15 protein-coding genes and 1 other annotated feature (1 of these 16 cut by a window edge) are annotated in these 14166 nt (G+C 39.3%); of the genes, 10 read left to right on the forward strand and 5 right to left on the reverse strand.

Annotated elements, in window-relative coordinates; genetic code table 11:
• Positions 1-36: a binding site (T-box leader), on the forward strand; it begins 184 nt to the left of the window's first position.
• Between the two features lie 60 nt (positions 37-96).
• Positions 97-1536, forward strand: coding sequence for a proline--tRNA ligase (gene proS, locus BN988_RS12385; RefSeq protein ID WP_036577108.1), 1440 nt, complete (start codon positions 97-99; stop codon positions 1534-1536).
• Between the two features lie 94 nt (positions 1537-1630).
• Here the strand turns inward: proS and BN988_RS12390 are convergent, their stop codons facing one another.
• A complete protein-coding gene (locus BN988_RS12390) occupies positions 1631-2008 on the reverse strand; it encodes an HIT family protein (RefSeq protein WP_081779440.1) in 378 nt (125 codons plus the stop codon).
• 350 nt (positions 2009-2358) lie between these two features.
• Between BN988_RS12390 and BN988_RS12395 the strand changes: the two genes are divergently transcribed.
• Genes BN988_RS12395 through BN988_RS12410 form a run of 4 tightly spaced genes read left to right on the forward strand, consistent with a single transcriptional unit; the run spans position 2359 to position 5706 of the window.
• A complete protein-coding gene (locus tag BN988_RS12395; protein ID WP_036577109.1) occupies positions 2359-3516 on the forward strand; it encodes a M20 family metallopeptidase in 1158 nt (385 codons plus the stop codon).
• 11 nt (positions 3517-3527) lie between these two features.
• A complete protein-coding gene (locus BN988_RS12400) occupies positions 3528-4301 on the forward strand; it encodes an ABC transporter substrate-binding protein (protein ID WP_051557926.1) in 774 nt (257 codons plus the stop codon).
• A gap of 30 nt (positions 4302-4331) precedes the next feature.
• Positions 4332-4991, forward strand: coding sequence for an amino acid ABC transporter permease (locus tag BN988_RS12405; RefSeq protein ID WP_036577110.1), 660 nt, complete (start codon positions 4332-4334; stop codon positions 4989-4991).
• Positions 4984-5706 carry an amino acid ABC transporter ATP-binding protein gene (locus tag BN988_RS12410; RefSeq protein WP_036577111.1) on the forward strand — a complete coding sequence of 241 codons (723 nt, stop codon included), beginning with the start codon at positions 4984-4986 and terminating at the stop codon, positions 5704-5706. Before BN988_RS12405 ends, BN988_RS12410 begins: the two co-directional genes overlap by 8 nt.
• Positions 5707-5797: 91 nt before the next feature.
• Here the strand turns inward: BN988_RS12410 and BN988_RS12415 are convergent, their stop codons facing one another.
• Together BN988_RS12415 and trhO are read right to left on the reverse strand one after the other, a co-directional pair.
• Positions 5798-6274, reverse strand: coding sequence for a glutathione peroxidase (locus BN988_RS12415; protein ID WP_187120249.1), 477 nt, complete (start codon positions 6272-6274; stop codon positions 5798-5800).
• A 183-nt stretch (positions 6275-6457) separates the two neighbouring features.
• Positions 6458-7426, reverse strand: a complete 969-nt coding sequence (gene trhO / locus BN988_RS12420; protein WP_036577112.1) for an oxygen-dependent tRNA uridine(34) hydroxylase TrhO — start codon at positions 7424-7426, stop codon at positions 6458-6460.
• Positions 7427-7675: 249 nt separating this feature from the next.
• Between trhO and BN988_RS18400 the strand changes: the two genes are divergently transcribed.
• The 5 genes from BN988_RS18400 (at position 7676) to BN988_RS12445 (ending at position 11833) form a co-directional block, all read left to right on the forward strand.
• The gene (locus BN988_RS18400; RefSeq protein ID WP_051557927.1) at positions 7676-8848 is read left to right on the forward strand and encodes a hypothetical protein; all 1173 of its coding nucleotides are present in this window, start codon (positions 7676-7678) and stop codon (positions 8846-8848) included.
• Positions 8845-9963: a hypothetical protein gene (locus tag BN988_RS12430; RefSeq protein ID WP_036577113.1), complete on the forward strand. Its 1119-nt coding sequence runs from the start codon at positions 8845-8847 to the stop codon at positions 9961-9963. The genes BN988_RS18400 and BN988_RS12430 overlap by 4 nt, the downstream gene beginning before the upstream one ends.
• 223 nt (positions 9964-10186) lie before the next feature.
• On the forward strand, positions 10187-10384 hold the full coding sequence (locus BN988_RS12435) for a cold shock domain-containing protein (RefSeq protein ID WP_036577114.1): 198 nt from the start codon (positions 10187-10189) through the stop codon (positions 10382-10384).
• Positions 10385-10507: 123 nt separating this feature from the next.
• Positions 10508-11197 carry a class I SAM-dependent methyltransferase gene (locus tag BN988_RS12440; RefSeq protein WP_036577115.1) on the forward strand — a complete coding sequence of 230 codons (690 nt, stop codon included), beginning with the start codon at positions 10508-10510 and terminating at the stop codon, positions 11195-11197.
• Positions 11198-11545: 348 nt separating this feature from the next.
• Positions 11546-11833: a hypothetical protein gene (locus BN988_RS12445; protein WP_036577116.1), complete on the forward strand. Its 288-nt coding sequence runs from the start codon at positions 11546-11548 to the stop codon at positions 11831-11833.
• Positions 11834-12206: 373 nt separating this feature from the next.
• Here the strand turns inward: BN988_RS12445 and BN988_RS12450 are convergent, their stop codons facing one another.
• Together BN988_RS12450 and BN988_RS12455 are read right to left on the reverse strand one after the other, a co-directional pair.
• On the reverse strand, positions 12207-13082 hold the full coding sequence (locus BN988_RS12450) for an NAD(P)-dependent oxidoreductase (RefSeq protein WP_036577117.1): 876 nt from the start codon (positions 13080-13082) through the stop codon (positions 12207-12209).
• Between the two features lie 136 nt (positions 13083-13218).
• Positions 13219-14154, reverse strand: a complete 936-nt coding sequence (locus tag BN988_RS12455; RefSeq protein ID WP_036577118.1) for an aldo/keto reductase — start codon at positions 14152-14154, stop codon at positions 13219-13221.
• Between the last annotated feature and the right edge of the window lie 12 nt (positions 14155-14166).

Consider the following 14166-nt stretch of genomic DNA (forward strand, 5'->3'; position numbering starts at 1 on the left):
AACAAGGGTGGTACCACCATAACCTCGGTCCCTTTTCGGATGGAGGATTTTTTGTGTTCAATATTTAAAATATCTTTATATAAAGAGGTGTTAGGCTTGGGTAAAAAGAACAAGCAGTTTGTGGAAAAAATAACAGCAATGGAAGATGATTTCGCGCAATGGTATACAGATGTTGTGAAGCAGGCAGATTTGGTTGATTATGGTCAAGTTCGCGGCACAATGATTATTAAACCATATGGTTACGCCATTTGGGAAAATGTGAGAGACGAGCTGGACAAAAAGTTTAAAGAGACTGGACATTCTAATGTCGCGTTCCCACTCTTTATTCCAGAAAGTCTGTTGCAAAAAGAAAAGGATCATGTAGAAGGATTTGCCCCAGAAGTAGCCTGGGTAACTCATGGTGGCGAGGAAAAACTACAAGAGCGTATCGCTGTCCGCCCAACTTCGGAAGTGCTTTTCTGTGATTATTACTCAAAAAATATTCATTCTTATCGAGATCTGCCAAAGCTTTATAATCAATGGACAAATGTGGTGCGTTGGGAAAAAACAACAAGACCATTCTTGCGTTCCTCTGAATTCCATTGGCAGGAAGGGCATACGGCGCATGCTACAGATGAGGATGCAGCGCAAGAAACAAATCGCATGCTTGAAGTATATGCTGATATGGCAGAAAAATATCTCGCCATCCCTGTACTAAAAGGACGTAAAACCGATAAAGAAAAGTTTGCAGGTGCTAATTACACGCTGACAATTGAAGCGCTGATGCATGATGGAAAAGCCCTGCAATCAGGTACATCACATCATTTCGGTTCTGGATTTGCAGAAGCTTTTGATATTACGTATTTAGATGAAAATGGGGAGAGCCAATTTGTACACCAAACATCTTGGGGACTATCCACTAGAATTATGGGAGCTTTGATCATGGTTCATGGTGACAATCGTGGGCTAGTTATCCCACCTAGAGTTGCACCAACACAGGCTATGATTGTTCCAATCGCTCAGCATAAAGAAGGCGTATTGGATAAAGCATACGATTTACGTGATCGCTTGAAGGATCTGGTACGTGTTGATATTGATGCAAGTGATAAAATGCCTGGCTGGAAATTTAATGAATATGAAATGAAGGGGATCCCTGTACGTATTGAAATGGGACCAAAAGATATTGAAAAAGAGCAAGTAGTACTTGCACGCAGAGATACAGGTGAAAAAGAATTTATTCCACTAAGTGAACTGGAAAGTCGCTTACCTGTATTGTTGGAAGAAATTCAACAGAACCTATATACAAAAGCACAAACGCATCGTGAAGAAAAAACGTCTATTGCTAAAACGATGGATGAATTTAAACAAGTGCTAGAAGAAAAACCAGGCTTCATTAAAGCAATGTGGTGCGGAGATGTTGCATGTGAAGAGAAAATAAAGGAAGAAACAACTGCCACTTCACGTTGTATTCCGTTTGACCAAGAAACAGTAGCAGATACTTGCGTATGCTGTGGGAAAGATGCTAAAGAATTGGTTTATTGGGCAAAAGCATATTAAAGAGAGTATGAGTTAACCTTTTAAAATTAATTTAAAAGTCGAATGAGTTCTAAAGCTGGTGCTAAGGCTTTGGATTATCATTCGACTTTTATTTTTAGGGTAGTTCCAATAATGCTTTCTCCATTTTCCTTTTCGTCGCTTCTAATTTGCATCTATCCTCAATATAATTTGCTTCATCTTCACTATAGAATTTCGCAAAGTTTTGTCCTTCATATCTTGGAACAACATGCATGTGAAAATGCGTAAGTTCGTCAAATGCCCCGCCATTTTGGCAGATAGTAATTCCGTCAGGTCGGTACAATTCTCTGATCACTTTAGAGACTTTTTTTGTAGCTTCAACTAAAGAAGCTGCAGTATGTTCATCCAGTTCATCAAAAAATCGAAAGTGAGCCTTAGGTAAAATTAAAACATGCCCCTCATTATAAGGACTGTGATCGAGAATACAGCATACATACGTATCCTCATAAACTATCGAAGTATCTTCTTTTTTATTTGCAACAGCCTAAACAATTCAATCCTATTCCTCCCCAACGCCCGTAGCCTTTTAGTACAGACTACGCATGTAATTATACCAAACTGTTAAATGAATCCTCTTCACTATACACCTTAAAGCAAGAAATCCATTAGAATATTCACTATATTCTTATTTTAAAAAATAGGTCTCTCAATCATTGTTTAACCCTGAAAACCTTTCTCTGTAAAGGTTTTCAATAAAATAAATATATTTTTTATAAAAAAACTATTGAATTTTTATACATTATCATGGTATAAATATACACATAGATTAATAAATATACAAAAAACATGCAGCGGGGGATAACCATGAAAGATGAATTGACTAAAGAACTTGATTATATAAAACAAGACTTACAGAAAATGAGTGATCATCTATATTATAACCCTGAGCTGGGTGATCAGGAATTCGAATCAATGAAACTACTAACAAACTATCTTGAGAAACAGGGCTTTCAAGTAGAAACTGGCTTAGTTGGAAGAACCACAGCATTTAAAGCTACATACGAAGGAGAAAAACCGGGGCCTAAAATAGCTTATTTAGCAGAGTATGATGCATTGCCTGGAGTCGGCCATGGCTGTGGACATAATTTAATCGGAACAATGAGTGTGGGAGCTGCAGTAATACTTAGTAAACAGATTGACCATATTGGCGGAAGCGTCGTTGTACTTGGAACACCTGCTGAGGAAACGAATGGCGCAAAAGTTCCAATGAGTGACGAGGGAATCTTTTCAGACATTGATGCAGCAATGATCGTACATCCAAGTGATCTGTCATACTCAAGTGGAGATTCCTTGGCAATGGACGCTATTCAGTTCGCGTATTCAGGAAAAGCTTCTCATGCAGCTGCTTCTCCTGAAAAGGGAATAAATGCTTTGGATAGTGTCATTCAACTATTTAACGGAATAAACGCTCTACGTGAGCATCTTACTTCCGATGTCCGAATACATGGCATCATTTCCGAGGGAGGACAGGCAGCAAATGTTGTACCCGATTCTGCTGTGGCCCAATTTTATGTAAGAGCGAAAGAAAGAGATTATTTAAATGAGGTTGTAGAAAAGGTTCATAACATCGCAAAAGGGGCAGCGCTCATGACAGGCGCCACTTTGGAGATTTCCAATTATGAACTAAGCTATGACAATATGATCACAAACAAAGCATTATCAGATGCATTCAACAAAAACTTACAGCAAGTTAGTGGAGGACCTGTTTTACCAGCAAAACAAAGCTATGGATCTATTGATATGGGGAATGTTAGTCAAGTTGTACCAGCAATTCACCCATATATCGGGTTTGGCGAAGAAGGGCTAACCGCCCATACGCAGGACTTCGCAGATAAAACAATAACAGAAGAGGGGCATCAAACCTTGGCTAATGGTGCACTATCACTAGCCTTTACAGGGTATGACCTCTTAACAGACAAAGCACTTTATCAATCGATGCAACAGGAATTTAAAGGGAAATAGGGGGAGAAAAAATGAAAAAGACAATTGGAATTATACTATTTATTATGCTAGTTGCAGGGGGACTTGCGGCTTGTGGGACATCAGATGAAGCTTCAGGAAGTTCGGAGCAAGACAAAAAAGTATTAAAAATGGCAACGTCGGCAGATTTTCCTCCATTTGAATCTCGCGATAACGAGGGGAACTTTGAAGGGTTTGATATAGATTTAGCGCATTTAATAGCAGAAGAACTAGGCTATGAATTGGATATTGAAGATATGAAATTTGATGGATTAATTGGTGCTTTGCAGGCAGATCGAGTAGATATGGTGATGTCAGGTATGAGTTCAACTGATGAACGGAAGAAAAATGTAGACTTCTCCACCCCATACCATCACTCTGGCGAAATGTTTGTTACAACATCCGATTCTGCAATTGAAAGTCTTGAAGATTTGGAAGGTAAAACAATTGGTGTTCAGCTTGGTACCATTCAAGAGGAAGGTGCAGAAACCCTTAGTGAGGAATATGGTTTTGAAGTGAAAAAGGTAGATGATGCAGGATTGATTATTCAGGAACTTAATTCCAACCGAATTGATGCTGGTTATATGGATAAGACGGTGGCAACTGGGTTTATAAAAGAGCAAGGACTCATTGGCTTTGATGATCCGACTACAAGCTCTCCAGGTATGGGAATTGCTTTTCCAAAAGGTAGTGAAATGGTAACAGAAGTGAATGAAGTACTTGAAAAGCTTGAAGATGAAGGAAAGATACAGGAGCTTGAAGAGAAATGGCTCTCTGACATGGAATAAAAATACAGCAGAGAATTGAGGTGTTAAGGCATGAATTTGGACTTCAGCCAAATTGTGCCTTATATTCCTTTTATACTAAAGGGAATCGGGGCTACATTAAAATTTGTAAGTATATCCATTATAATTGGGTTTGTACTTGGTACATTACTCGCATTATGTAAAATAACGAAAGTACCATTTTTAAAGGGATTTGCTGTGTTTTATACATCAGTGTTTCGTGGAACCCCACTTATTTTGCAATTAATGATTATTTATTTTGCTGTTCCACAGCTCACTGGATATGATATCTCGGCATTTTTATCAGCTGTACTTACATTTGGGTTAAATTCTGCAGCTTATATTTCAGAAATTATAAGAGGTGGTATCCAGGCGGTAGATCGGGGGCAAACAGAAGCAGCAGAAGCGTTAGGAGTTCCTTATAAGCCTATGATGCTAAATATCATTCTGCCACAAGCATTCAAAAATATCTTACCAGCCATGATGAACGAGTTTATAACCTTAACAAAAGAGTCCGCCCTCGTTTCCACAATCGGGTACTTGGATTTAATGCGGAGGGCGCAAATTGTGGGCTCCGATATTTACCGGAATTTTGAGCCACTAATTTTAGCTGGCCTTATTTACTGGGTAATGGTTTATATTCTTACGGTGGCAGGAAGTTTAGTGGAACGGAGGCTTCGTCAAAGTGATTAAAGCTGAAAAGATTACAAAAGTGTTTGGAAAGAATATGGTCCTTGAAGAGATATCCACTACTGTTCAACAAGGTGAAGTGGTAACCATTATTGGACCTTCAGGTTCTGGTAAATCAACATTTCTGCGTTGTTTAAATCTTTTAGAGGTTCCAACTTCAGGTGAGATATTTATGAATGGAAACGAGATCACATCTCCTAAAATTAATAAGCTGGAAGTTAGAAAAAATATTGGGATGGTATTTCAACACTTTCATCTTTTCCCACATATGACCGTGCTTGAGAACGTTATTTATGCACCACAAAAGGTAAAGGGCATAGACAAGTCAACGGCTGTGGAAAATGCGAAAAAGCTCTTAGCAAAGGTTGGGCTGACAGACAAAGAAAGCGCCTATCCGAATCACTTATCAGGTGGACAAAAACAACGGGTAGCAATTGCGAGAGCGTTGGCGATGGAACCGGAAGTAATGTTGTTTGATGAACCTACTTCAGCACTTGATCCTGAAATGGTGAAAGAAGTGCTTGATGTTATTAAAGATTTGGCTGATACAGGGATTACGATGGTGATCGTGACACACGAAATGAACTTCGCTAAAGAAGTAGCAGACCGTGTATTATTCTTAGACCAAGGAAAGTTAGTAGAGGAAGGAAAACCGAAAGACTTTTTCCATGATCCGAAGTCTTCCAGAGCAAGAGACTTTCTAGATAAAGTATTGTAAAAATCGTTTGATGTAAAATAGAGTAGTTAGGAAAAGCGAAAACCGCGTGGAATCGAAACTTTTAAACAGAGTATCGAGTCACGCGGCTTTTTTATTTTAACGCGTCTTGAATTGCTTTTTCGAGTTCTTCTGGTTTTGTTTGTGGTGCAAAACGATCTATAACCTGCCCATCTTTGCCAACTAAAAACTTAGTAAAATTCCACTTGATTTGTTTCGTTAGTAGACCTTTTGCTTCCTCTGTTAAATAGTTGAAAAGTGGATGTGCATTTTTCCCTTTAACATCAACTTTGCTGAACATTGGGAATGTAACCCCATAGTTTAACTGGCAAAATTCAGCAATCTCTTCATTTGATCCAGGATCCTGGCTGTTGAATTGATTGCATGGAAAACCTAGAATTTCAAGTCCTTGTTGATTGTACGTATCGTAAAGCTTTTGCAACCCCTCTAGCTGAGAAGTAAAGCCGCACTTGCTTGCTGTGTTAACGATTAAAAGAACTTTTCCTTCATATTCTGATAATAAAATTTCCTTGCCGTTAATTGTTTCAGCTTTGAATTCATATACACTCATAATAAGCAAGCCTCCTTAGTAAAAGAATAGCAATGGTATTGTAGCCTGTCCAAACAAACGCTTTTCTTCTACTTGGGACTTCGGAATTTAACTACATCGCTTTTGCTTCCTCGTTAAAATTTTATATTATTTCCACGAGAAAAAAGACGACCCATCTAGGCCGTCTTTTTTTGAATCATGATATTAAGCTTTTTGCTTAAGGGATTCGCCGATAGCAGTAAGTCTTTCTTCTACTTCTTGTTCGCTTAAGCCATGTTCTTCTACATACAAGTTTCGTGGGCTTACCCGACATTCATGAGTACAGCCGCGAATATATTTATGCTCATTTTCTTCAGAGCAGAGGATTTGTTGATTACATTCAGGATTTGCACAGTTTACGTAACGTTCGCATGGCTGTCCATCGAAATAATCTACGCCGACTACAACGTGTTCTTTCCGATTGATTGGTACTGAAATACGGTTATCGAAAACATAGCATTGTCCGTCCCATAGTTCTCCTTGCACTTCTGGATCTTTTCCGTAGCTTACGATGCCGCCGTGTAGTTGGCTTACATCTTCAAAGCCTTCCTCCAGCAACCATCCGGAGAATTTTTCACAACGGATTCCGCCTGTGCAATAGGTTAGTACTTTCTTGTCTTTAAATTGTTCTTTATTTTCCTTAATCCAATCCGGAAGCTCGCGAAATGTTTCAATTTCCGGTCGGATAGCACCGCGAAAATGTCCTAGATCATATTCATAATCATTTCGAGCATCGATTACCACGGTATCTTCCTCTTGCATTGCTTCAAAGAATTCCTTTGGTGAAAGGTAGTTACCTGTTGTTTCCAAAGGATTAATATCATCTTCAAGGCGAAGAGACACGATTTCCTCCCGTGGGCGTACATGCATTTTTTTGAAAGCATGTCCATCATGTTCATCAATTTTAAACACCATGTCAGCAAAGCGTGGATCATTGTGCATTGCTTCCATATATTTTTCTGTTTGTTCTACTGTACCTGATACCGTTCCATTTATCCCTTCCGCAGCTACAAGGATTCTTCCTTTTAGCTCAAGCTCTTTACAGAACTTTAGATGCTCAGTAGCGAAGGATTCAGGATCCTCGATTGGTACATACTGATAATAAAGTAATACTTGATAATTTAAATTCTCCATGTTGATTTACCACCTATCATTCATATTTGCAAGATATAAATGTTTGGTAGTCGATATTCTTATTTTTTATCTTGCAAGACATTATTTTATCATGTTTGAATTTCTTTTTCTAGTCCGTGACGGAGGTTAAGTGTATTACACCTTTTTACAAATTAATTTCATTATAAGATTCGCGTTTCTCACAGTAAGAAACGGGTAAATAAAGAAAGCTAGGTATCTTACATAATACGTACAATGGAGGTGGAAATAATGGCGATAGTACGTGTGGGATTGGTTTCTGCCCCCAATCTCCCGGCATATATAGCAGAAGAATTGTGTAAAGAATTGCCAGACTATTTTTCTAAAGAGATTGATAACGATACGAGCTGGGAAGTAGAGACGACAGTCGATACACTTGTCGGAGTTGCGGAAGAAACGAAGGAAGTGCTTGATAAAGCAAACAATATAAAAAAAGAACAAAACTGGGAGTATGTCATTTGTCTAACAGATCTCCCGATTTTCTTTAAGAAAAGGATAGTTGTGGGAAATGCCAATTTAGACCATAAGGTTGGACAGGTATCCATTCCTGCATTTGGAGTCATGCCGATGCATAAAAGAATTCGCGTGATCATGATTGAGTTGATGAAAGAACTATACCGCACTTCCGACGAACGCGTTTCGACGGAAGAGCACACACTAGAAAATGGAAAAGATGCTGCTAAAAATATAGGTAGACAGTTTTTCTTTTCTCGTGTGAGGAGATTAGTTGCATCACCGGAAGAACAGTTGGATTTTCGGTATGTGATCCGCTCTCGAGTGATCGGATATTTGCGTATAATGTGTGGCATGACGTTTGCCAACCGCCCGTGGGACGCGTTGCTTTCGTTTAAAAAGATAACGATGCTATCTTTTGCATCAGGTGCCTATGTTTCCATTTTTCCAAACCCTTGGGTACTTAGTGTAGCTTACTCTCCTCTTAGACTAGTTTTCTTGTCTCTCTTATCGATATTAGGGATGGTAACATGGATTATTTTTTCCCATAACCTGTGGGAAAAACCATCACAACACGGTAAGAAGCGTTGGCGAGATTTATATAATCGTACGACATTTTTAACACTTACAAGTATTGTGTCTCTAAATTATCTTGTTTTATTTATTATGTTTCTTGCGGCTATGTCTCTTCTCGTTCCTCCGGAGTTATTCCAAATAAGGACTCAAGTTGAAGGTTCACCATCTTTTGTTTATTACCTGAAGCTAGTCTGGTTGGTCACTTCATTTGGAACACTCGCCGGAGCAATAGGAACTGGATTAGAGAGTGAGGAAAGGATTCGCAACGTTACCTACTCTTTTCGCCAACAGCAGCGTTATTATGAAATAGGTGAGGAAGAAAACGAAGGGGATAAGAATGAGGATTCTGAGCCTGAAAAGAGGTGCATCGAATGACAAAGAAAATTGTAGTTGGATTAATTGCGGCTCCAGAGCTACCTGCAGCTATCGGGAAAAAGTATATTGAAAAGATTCCTCATCATCTTCAGCAACAAATCGAAAAAGATGTTTCATGGGAAATGGAGTTTATTGTAGATCCGCTTACTGGAGCAGCGGAGACAGTAGGTGAAATATTAGAGAAAGCAATTGAAATAAAGAAAGCGGAGGGATGGGATTATGCGGTTTGTTTAACGGACCTCCCTCTATTTCACAATAAAAACATTGTGGGAGCAGATATTAGCCTGCACCATGCTGTTGCACAATTATCGATCCCTGTATTTGGCTGGCTGCCAACCAAGAAACGAATCGAGAAATCCATCATTCAAATTATTAGGGAGATTTATTATTATCAAGGCAATTCTAATAAAATTGATGAGATAGAGAAATCGGATCCTGAAGTTATACTGCAGAAGCAATTTCCGGTTAGCCGGGTAAAACGACTCAGCTCCGATGATGATCATGTAGGGAAAGAAGCGCGCTATATTGTATTCCCCAAAAAGCTAGGAATATTACGTTTGGTAATGGGGATGACACAAGCAAATCAACCGATGAGCATAATGCCTTCTTTTAAAAGAATCATTGCGGTGGCTTTTTCTACAGGTATTTTTGGTCTTATCTTTTCTACAATATGGGAACTAAGCTATCTTCTTAGCACATACAGACTATTGGGGTTAAATGCAGCGGCTATTGGGTTAATGGTATTCTGGATTATTACTGCCCATAATCTGTGGGAAAGCCCGGCCACGCGTACAGATGCAAAACTAAGACGCTTATATAATCAAACTACAGTCCTCACATTACTAATATCTGTGTTAAGTTATTATGCTGTACTATTCTTATTATTTCTTATTGCCATTGTTATTGTCATACCGCCGGACGTGTATGTGTTTTCCATAGATCTAGAAGAAGAGTTTACGTTTCTATACTTCCTTCGATTAGCTTGGATTGCAACTTCTATTTCTACAATTGTTGGGGCAATTGGCGCAAGTCTGGAGAATGAAGAACTGGTTCGTGATATAACGTATGGATACCGACAAAAAAGAAGGTATAATGAGATAAACTCAAAAAAATAGGGAAACGCTTACTATCAAGTCGCTGTGGGAATAAACAACCAGAAGTTTTTTTGAAAATAACATCTCTAATTACTTGCTTTTTAATCTAGAAAAGGTTAAAGTGGATAGTAGCAAAAGGAAATTGAAGTTTGAATAATACTTTACGATCTCTTTATCAAAGTGGTGTAAAAGTATTTATGATTCAATTACTTTGCACGATATTTTGTATAAGGAGGTCATTTTAATGACTGGTAAAGTAAAATGGTTTAACGCAGAAAAAGGCTTCGGTTTCATCGAGCGCGAAGACGGAGACGATGTATTCGTACATTTCTCAGCTATTCAATCAGAAGGTTTCAAAACTCTTGAAGAAGGTCAAGACGTTGAATTTGAAATCGTTGAAGGTAACCGCGGACCGCAAGCAGCTAACGTTGTTCGCCTATAATAGTTAATTACAAAAAGGTTTATCTCATCCGTGAGATAAACCTTTTTTTGTACCATAGAGTAATTGCTAAAGGAAGTTAAAGCAGCTAACGGACTATAGGAATGACCAAAAAGGGGGAAGAGCATGGAAAGTTTTAACTGGAAAGAAACGGCTGAAGTAGAATGGGATAGCCGGGCCGACTTTTGGCACGAACGTAGCAGGAATATGTGGGAAACAGGCAGCAGAAAGACTATTCTTCCTTTTATACAACGACATGTAAAAAAGGGAAGCAATATACTGGACGTTGGGTGTGGGGATGGATATGGCTCCTATTTGTTAAACAAGGCAGGCTATGGCGTAACGGGTGTCGACCTTTCCGTTGAAATGATCACACATGCTAAAAGGACGGCAATACAGCATGAAATCGTCTTTCAAAAAGCGGATGTAAATGATTTACCCTTCCCGACAAATTCATTTGATGCACTCATGGCCATTAATGTTTTAGAATGGACTGAGAATCCATTCCACGCATTAAAGGAAATGATTCGAGTTACAAAAGAGGGAGGATACCTTTGCGTTGGTATTTTAGGACCAACAGCTGGTCCGCGTGTGAACAGTTTTCCCAGGTTATATGGTGAAAACGCAATATGCAATACGATGATGCCATGGGAACTTAAAAAGCTGGCAATGCAGGAAAATCTTCAACATATTGAGGATATTGGAGTTTATAAAAAAGAAGTGAAACCAACCGAGGTAGAGCATATGCCACTGGATCTAAAACAAGCACTATCCTTCATGTGGGTCTATCTCTTTAAGAAGGCTGGAACCACTTAGTTGAGTTGTGAAGTTTAAGCAAATGTAAGGTAGTGTTTTTACTTTCCATTCGTAGATGATTGAGGACAATATAGCGTAGGCAAAACATGAAGACTCCTTGAAAATGCATTAAGCATTTTCTGCGTGCGATGAGTCGCTGACGAACCCTTACTTGTCCAGTGGGAACAGCGCGAGTCCGAAGACCCCGGAAGTTAGGGGAAGGAACAAAGGCTAAGAGCGCCACGTCCTGTGGCAACGCCTTCGTGACCAACATCCTGTTGGCCCGTGGCTGAGGCCGTGCCCACGGAAAGCGCAATGTTATGATGTAGCGAGAAATTCCAACTTGTCCTAGAAGTAAGGAGGATTACAATGGATAAAAAGGAAATGGAAGATCAAGTAATAAAAAGTTATCAAAGTGATGAAAAAATGATGATCTTAATTTATGCACAATGGTGTATCAATAATGATTTAGACCCCGAAGCATTATATGTTAAAGCCTATCCGAATCAGATACATAACCCATCCTTAGCGGAAGCAATGGAGCTTACGGTACCGAAAAAAGAGTCTGAAGAAATACCGACACACACGGTATTACAGGTGCTACAGTTGTTCGGCAATGACGACTTAGCTTTTATTGTCCAAAGTGAATTGGATTAGAAAAACGCACGTTCGCTCGCTTTTTAGCGAACGTGTACGTTTTTCTTATACTTGGAGCTTCAAAATTTAAACTACGTCGTTATTACTTCCTAGCTGAAATTTTATGCCTTCCTAACGTGTAAACAAAAGAGAGGACGGGACATAACAAAACGTTATAGTCAAAAGACGGAGGATAGCTAGAATAAGCGTAAGAAATATACGGAGACTCCTATGGGAGGAAGGCCTAGGTGAGACCCCGGAATGCGGAGCATCCGGAGGCTCACCAGCCGCCCATGGAAAGCGAAGTATACTTCTGAAGCGGTTATTCAAACGCCATTCTTTCTGATTTATCTTTTACGTAATTACTTTTGTCCCGTCCTCAATCTTTTACCTCTTATTGCTCGAATAGTTTTATAAGTGCCTGAGTACCACTATCATTTTCGCCTTTTTCTGCTAGCTCTTTGTAAAGTTTAAGTGAAAGAGCCAGCCCTGGTGTCTCCATGCCAAGCTCCTTAGCAGATTCTATTGCAAGGGTCATATCCTTGATAAAGTGTTTTACATAAAATCCCGGTGCATCATCGCCAGCAATCATTCTTGGTGCCAACTTTGATAAAGAGAAACTCCCTGCGGCACCCGTTGTAATGGTGTCAAGCACCCTAGATGGATCTAGACCGGCTTTTTTTGCATAGACAATCGCTTCACATACCCCGATCATGTTTGAAGCAATCGCAATTTGATTACTTAACTTTGTATGCTGTCCAGCACCTGCTTCACCCTGTAGAATAATATTTTCTCCCATTGCCTCCAATACAGGAAGTACTGTAGTAAATGCTTCTTCATCACCACCAGCCATAATGGCTAGCGCACCATTTTTAGCACCAATATCCCCACCGGATACAGGGGCATCTAATGCATGGATACCTTTTTCTTTTGCCCGATCGTAAATTTCTTTAGCTAATGCAGGTTTTGATGTTGTCATGTCAATTAGGTAGCTGCCAGGATTTGCATGTGCGAGCAATCCATCTTTGCCAAGATAAACCTCTTCAACATCCTGAGGATAGCCAACAATGGTGATGATAATATGGCTAGAGCTAGCAAGATCTTTTACAGAATCTGCCCACTCTGCGCCTTGTTCCAATAATGGTAGTGCTTTTTCTTTTGTCCGAGTGTAGACCGTTACGGGAAACCCATCTTGCATTAGATTTTCAACCATGCTGCTTCCCATAACTCCTGTTCCAATAAACCCAATTCGCTTTTCCTTAATATCCACTATTTCACGCCTCCTAATTGAATTTCATGTGCTTATTTGTCGTAAAACTTTATGTAGTTTCCAGCAGTGTTTCTCTTTAAAAAAAGTATAGCATAGAAAGGAGGCATACAATGTGTGTATACCTCCCTAATCCTTGTTAACTTTTGAATATAGTATCGATCTCTTTTATTTCTTCAGTGGTCAATTCCACATTAAGTGTCTGTAAGTTATTTAATACTTGATCAGCACGTTTTGCGCCAGGAATAACCACATCAATAGCATCCCGAGTTAAATACCATGCTAGCACGACATGTGCGACCTCGACATTTTTATTGGTAGCTATTTTACGTACCTTTTCCACCTTTTCTAAGTTACGAAGGAATGTTGCCCCTTGGAAGTTTGGAGCCTTAGCACGACCATCCTGAAAGGTAGTGTTTTTATCGTATTTCCCTGCAAGTAAACCTGAAGCAAACGGGAAATAAGGTACAAAGGAAATGTTGTTTTCTGTTGTATAAGGAAAATATTCGGTTTCTGCAGCTCTGTTCAGAAGATTATATTCTCCCTGAAGTACATCCACATAGCCGTCTTTATTAGCCTCTTTTAGTTGATCAAGAGAAAAATTAGATACACCTATTGCTTTTATTTTACCCTGATCCTTCAGTTCTTTTAATGCACCAACCGCTTCATCTTTAGGAGTTTCTTCATCTGGGAAGTGGATATAAAATAAATCGATATAATCTGTTTGAAGGCGTTTAAGACTATCTTCCACAGATTGCTTTAAAAAAGCGGGTGAATTGTCGAAAACGATATCCTTTCCAACAAATTTGTGCGCACCCTTGGTTGCAAGTACTACTTCCTGACGTTTACCCGTTTCTTTCATAACTTGCCCAACCAGTTCTTCTGAACGTTCTGGACCATAAATGAAAGCAGTATCCAAAAAGTTCATACCATTGTCAATGGCTGTTTTAACTAATTCTTTGCCTGCCTCTTCATCAAGATTTGGATAAATATTGTGTCCGCCAACAGCGTTTGTCCCTAAGCCAATTGGGTTAACTGTCAGCTCTGTTTGTCCTATTTTCGTCTTGTGTTCCATGGGAAATATCCT

Origin of the sequence: Oceanobacillus picturae, assembly GCF_000612865.1 — a bacterium.
Taxonomy (GTDB): Bacteria; Bacillota; Bacilli; order Bacillales; family Amphibacillaceae; genus Oceanobacillus_B; species Oceanobacillus_B jordanicus.

Excerpts from the sequence above, each read along its gene's own strand:
- BN988_RS12395 (WP_036577109.1), top strand. The coding sequence starts at position 2,359 with ATGAAAGATGAATTGACTAAAGAACTTGATTATATAAAACAAGACTTA.
- BN988_RS12400 (WP_051557926.1), top strand. The coding sequence starts at position 3,528 with ATGAAAAAGACAATTGGAATTATACTATTTATTATGCTAGTTGCAGGG.
- BN988_RS12405 (WP_036577110.1), top strand. The coding sequence starts at position 4,332 with ATGAATTTGGACTTCAGCCAAATTGTGCCTTATATTCCTTTTATACTA.
- BN988_RS12415 (WP_187120249.1), bottom strand. The coding sequence starts at position 6,274 with ATGAGTGTATATGAATTCAAAGCTGAAACAATTAACGGCAAGGAAATT.
- trhO (WP_036577112.1), bottom strand. The coding sequence starts at position 7,426 with ATGGAGAATTTAAATTATCAAGTATTACTTTATTATCAGTATGTACCA.
- BN988_RS18400 (WP_051557927.1), top strand. The coding sequence starts at position 7,676 with ATGGCGATAGTACGTGTGGGATTGGTTTCTGCCCCCAATCTCCCGGCA.
- BN988_RS12430 (WP_036577113.1), top strand. The coding sequence starts at position 8,845 with ATGACAAAGAAAATTGTAGTTGGATTAATTGCGGCTCCAGAGCTACCT.
- BN988_RS12435 (WP_036577114.1), top strand. The coding sequence starts at position 10,187 with ATGACTGGTAAAGTAAAATGGTTTAACGCAGAAAAAGGCTTCGGTTTC.
- BN988_RS12440 (WP_036577115.1), top strand. The coding sequence starts at position 10,508 with ATGGAAAGTTTTAACTGGAAAGAAACGGCTGAAGTAGAATGGGATAGC.
- BN988_RS12445 (WP_036577116.1), top strand. The coding sequence starts at position 11,546 with ATGGATAAAAAGGAAATGGAAGATCAAGTAATAAAAAGTTATCAAAGT.
- BN988_RS12455 (WP_036577118.1), bottom strand. The coding sequence starts at position 14,154 with ATGGAACACAAGACGAAAATAGGACAAACAGAGCTGACAGTTAACCCA.